General features: G+C 44.1%; 5 protein-coding genes and 1 pseudogene. All 6 read left to right on the top strand.

The window, feature by feature from the left end; translation table 11 throughout:
- Positions 1-239 precede the first annotated feature (239 nt).
- The gene (gene obgE, locus AC29Z1_RS01685; protein ID WP_488269722.1) at positions 240-1511 is read left to right on the top strand and encodes a GTPase ObgE; all 1272 of its coding nucleotides are present in this window, start codon (positions 240-242) and stop codon (positions 1509-1511) included.
- Between the two features lie 8 nt (positions 1512-1519).
- Entirely contained in the window at positions 1520-1831 is a 312-nt protein-coding gene (gene yhbY / locus AC29Z1_RS01680; protein WP_488269721.1) for a ribosome assembly RNA-binding protein YhbY, read from the top strand.
- An 18-nt stretch (positions 1832-1849) separates the two neighbouring features.
- On the top strand, positions 1850-2977 hold the full coding sequence (proB, locus tag AC29Z1_RS01675; RefSeq protein WP_488269720.1) for a glutamate 5-kinase: 1128 nt from the start codon (positions 1850-1852) through the stop codon (positions 2975-2977).
- Between the two features lie 15 nt (positions 2978-2992).
- Complete coding sequence (locus AC29Z1_RS01670) at positions 2993-4246, top strand: glutamate-5-semialdehyde dehydrogenase (RefSeq protein WP_488269719.1); 1254 nt, start codon at positions 2993-2995, stop codon at positions 4244-4246.
- Between the two features lie 17 nt (positions 4247-4263).
- On the top strand, positions 4264-4422 hold the full coding sequence (locus AC29Z1_RS01665) for a hypothetical protein (protein WP_488269718.1): 159 nt from the start codon (positions 4264-4266) through the stop codon (positions 4420-4422).
- A gap of 77 nt (positions 4423-4499) precedes the next feature.
- Positions 4500-4605, top strand: a pseudogene (locus tag AC29Z1_RS01660) (nicotinate-nucleotide adenylyltransferase); the annotation flags it as partial.

Genomic DNA, 4605 nt, shown 5'->3' with positions numbered 1-4605 from the left:
GGAAAGAAAAGGCTTTGCAATATATCGAGAAGTTAGCACATGACCCGAATTTGATATCCAATGTATTTACAACCTATAAGAAAAGTGAAGGTAATAGTAATTGTACGCTACAACGTTAAACTTCCAATAATTATTAAGCTTTTACTAGTAGAAGCTGAAGCTGTCTTAAGACGTTAGTCATCGGATAATAATGAGTGCGAAAGCGCATATTACATATAAAAAATCACAAGGGGATTTTTATGTTTATTGATAGAGCCAAAATTACGGTTAAAGCTGGCAGTGGCGGAAATGGTATGTCTAGTTTTCGCCGGGAAAAGTATGTTCCCAAAGGCGGGCCAAACGGCGGCGATGGCGGTCGTGGTGGCAATGTAGTGTTAGTAGGGGATGCCAATCTAAACACCCTGCTTGATTTTCGCTACAAGCGTCTGTTTAAAGCCAGTAACGGGGCCAATGGACAGTCCAGCAATATGCATGGGCGGTGTGCGGAAGATTTACTGATTAAAGTGCCGCCAGGAACTATTGTCAGAGATGAAGCTACTAATCAAATACTTGCTGATATTACCGAACCAGGACAGAGGGTTATTGTTGCCAAAGGGGGACGGGGAGGACGCGGTAATGCCCGGTTTGTCAATAGTGTAAACAGGGCACCGACGTTTGCCGAACTAGGAGAACCCGGTGAGGAGCGAACTTTACTGCTGGAACTTAAACTATTAGCAGATGTTGGTTTACTTGGCTATCCCAGTGTAGGTAAATCCAGTATCCTGTCAATGGTATCGGCAGCGAAACCGGAAGTAGCCGCTTATCACTTTACTACGTTGACACCTGTATTAGGGGTGGTCAGCATAGCCGAAGGTCGAAACTTCGTCTTGGCTGATATTCCTGGGTTAATCGAGGGAGCGCATGCCGGTGTGGGGTTAGGTCACGACTTTTTACGGCATATTGAACGTACTAAAGTACTGATTCATGTACTTGATGTGTCTGGTATAGAAGGCCGTGATCCGATAGAAGATTTTCACAAAATTAATAATGAACTTAAATTATACAACGAAAAATTATTTAAACGTAAACAACTTGTTGCCGCCAATAAAATGGATTTGCCTGAGGCGCAGGCAAATTACCCAAGAATAGCCGAGTATATGAAGGCAGCGGGACATGAGATTTACCCCATTTCAGCCGCTACTGGTGAGGGGTTACAAGCTCTTATGCAGAGGGCATCACAGCTTTTGGATGAATATGTGGAAGAGCCGGAGGAAATTGAAGAAGCCAAAGTATATGAAGCTAAACCAGAGGATGAGTACTCGATTACGCGGGAAGATGACGGTGCATTTGTTGTTCATGGCGAGAAAATTGAGAAACTGGTGGCCATGACCCGGTTTGGCGATGAAGAGGGCTTACGCCGCTTTCAGGCCATTTGGCGAAAAATGGGGATTGATGAAGAGCTTCGGGCAAGAGGTATCCAAGAAGGTGATACCGTTCGGATTGGAGATATGGAATTTGAGTTTAGACCATAGGAGGCTATATGTTGCAAGTGAATGAAACAACACTTACAGGTAAACAAAAACGTTTTTTGCGGGCGTTGGGCAGTACGCTAGATCCTGTGGTGCAAATTGGAAAAAGCGGCGTAATTGAATCGGTTGCTGAAAGTGCTGAACAAGCATTGACTGCCAGAGAAATCATTAAAGTCAGGGTGCTGCAAAACTGCCCGGAAGAGCCTAAAGCGGCTATTGCTGCACTTGCTAAGGCTACGGGTGCCGAATTGGTACAGGTGATTGGTCGCAACGGATTGCTATATAAGAAAAACGCGGAAAAATCAAAAATAGAATTGCCGTAGATTGTGGGGGAGATTAGTATGCTGACAAGAGAGAATTTATGCAATGCTAACCGTATTGTTGTTAAGGTTGGTACCAGTACGTTAACTCATACGACAGGCAAACTTAATCTTTTGCGAATTGAGAAACTGGCGCGTGAATTGTCTGATCTTGCCAATCAGGGCAAACAGATTATTTTGGTGACTTCAGGGGCGGTTAGTGCTGGCATGGAGCGTTTAGGGCTTAAAGAAAAACCTAAGACTATTCCCGAAAAGCAAGCAGCTGCTGCCGTCGGGCAAGGAATTTTGCTGCACATTTACGAGAAAATGTTTGGTGAATATGGTCAAATTGTTGCCCAGGTGCTATTAACACGCGCTGATTCTGTTAACCGCAAACGGTATACTAACTCCCGAAACACATTAATGGCGCTTTTAAACCAGGGCGTCATTCCCATTATCAACGAGAACGACGCGGTTGCTATTGACGAATTGAAAATCGGTGACAATGACACACTTTCTGCTATGGTTGCTAGTATTATTGATGCCGATGTATTAATCATTTTATCTGATGTGGAAGGTGTGTATACCGCTAATCCTCAGACAGACCCTGATGCTGTATTGCTTGAGGAAATTACGGATATTACTCCGGCGATTGAAGAATTGGCAGGCGGGCCTGGTACTCTGCGGGGGACAGGCGGTATGTATACTAAAATACAGGCAGCGAAAATTGCCGTTAATTCTGGTGTAACCATGGTTATTGCCTCTGGTGGACGCGATGGTGTAGTTCGTGAAATTCTTCAAGGGCAAAAAGTGGGTACCATTTTCGTTTCCAAAGAAAATCGCCTGCAAATTCGTAAACGCTGGCTGGCTTTTGGCGCAAGCATCAGCGGTAAGGTAACGGTTGATAAAGGTTGTGAACAAGCGTTGCTTACTGGCGGTTCCAGCTTATTAGCTGCTGGAATAACGGCTGTTGAGGGCGATTTTGAATTAGGAAACACTATTAGTATCGTAAGTGAGACTGGGCGAGAACTGGCCAGAGGTATTACCAATTATAATGCTGAAGATCTAAAAAAAATCATGGGGGCTCATACCCAGGAAATTAGTCAAATACTTGGCTTTAAACCATATGACGAGATTGTGCACCGCGATAATCTGGTAATCCTGGTATAGAAGGGAGACAAGAGGATGGATTACATAACTGAACTTATGGAAAAAGGCAGCGTTGCTAAGCGCGCAGCCAGCAAACTGGCGACATTATCCACGGCGGTAAAAAATCAGGCATTGTTGGCTATGGCCAAGGCATTAGAAGAAAATCAGACCGTAATTATAGCGGCTAATGAGCAAGATATTGCACAGGCAAAAAAAAGTGGCATGCCAACATCACTGATTGACCGGTTACTACTGAACGAAGCCAGAATTACAGCTATCGCTGATGGTCTACGGCAAATTGCGGCACTGCCAGATCCTGTTGGTGAGATTATTGGCGGCTGGGTGAGGCCTAATGGTCTTAGAATCACAAAAGTACGGGTACCATTAGGGGTGATTGGCATAATTTATGAAGCCCGGCCTAATGTTACTGTAGATGCTGCTGGACTTTGTTTAAAAGCTGGTAATGCTGTCATTTTGCGTGGTGGTTCAGAAGCTATTCACTCCAATACCGCTATTGCGCGCATTCTAGCCAATGCCGCACAGGCAGCCGGAGTACCAGAGGGTGCCATTCAGCTTATTGAGACCACAGACCGCCAGGCGGTAAATGCTATGCTTAAGCTTAATCAATATTTAGACGTCATTATTCCCCGAGGTGGGGCAGGGCTGATTAAAACAGTTGTCGAAAATAGTACAGTACCTGTCATTGAAACCGGAACCGGTGTTTGTCATATTTTTATCGATAGTTCGGCCGATCTTACTATGGCTCAGAACATTGCGTTTAATGCCAAAGTCTCGCGTCCAGGTGTATGCAATGCAATGGAGACATTGTTAGTTCATAAACAAATTGCGCCTCAGTTTTTACCTGCCATGCTAGAACGTTACCATCAAGCGGGTGTTGAACTCAGAGGCTGTACCGAAACCATGAAATATCATCCGGCTGTTAAGCCGGCAGTAGAAGCAGACTGGGAAGCCGAATTTCTGGATTTGATTTTAGCCGTGCGCGTTGTTGACAATTTAGATATGGCGCTTGACCATATTGCAAAGTACAGTACGCGTCATTCTGAAGCCATTGTTACACGTGACTACGACAATGCTCAGCGTTTCCAACAGGAGGTTGACGCTGCTGCTGTATATGTCAATGCGTCAACTCGGTTTACGGATGGTTTTGAATTTGGTTTTGGTGCTGAAATTGGCATAAGTACGCAGAAACTTCACGCCAGAGGTCCAATGGGGCTGCCTGAATTGACCAGTATCAAATATATAGTAAATGGCAATGGACAAATCCGTTAGTTTGGCAGGATACGCAAATGAGTAAGCGTAAACAGCTATTAGGTTACTATTATGCTGTGAGTAACTATTTGCGTACGCCAAAAGGTCGGCATGATGTTGTTGACTATATGCAGGCGGTTGCTCTTATTACTTTAGTGATTCTGATACTCAGGTTTATCATTAAAGTAATGGTGTAACCATTAGCTTTTCACTATGACAAACAGATATGTTAAAAAAGTTAATTTTGATATTGATATTTTGAAAGGCAGAAATTATGGTGTGCGCAAAAGCTAAAATAGGTATTATGGGTGGAACCTTTGATCCGATTCATGTTGGTCATTTGGTAACGGCGGAAGCTGTCCGTATTGAATACAATCTAG

It is taken from the genome of Sporomusa sp., assembly GCF_057736855.1.
This window is presented reverse-complemented; position numbering and strand designations above follow the sequence as displayed.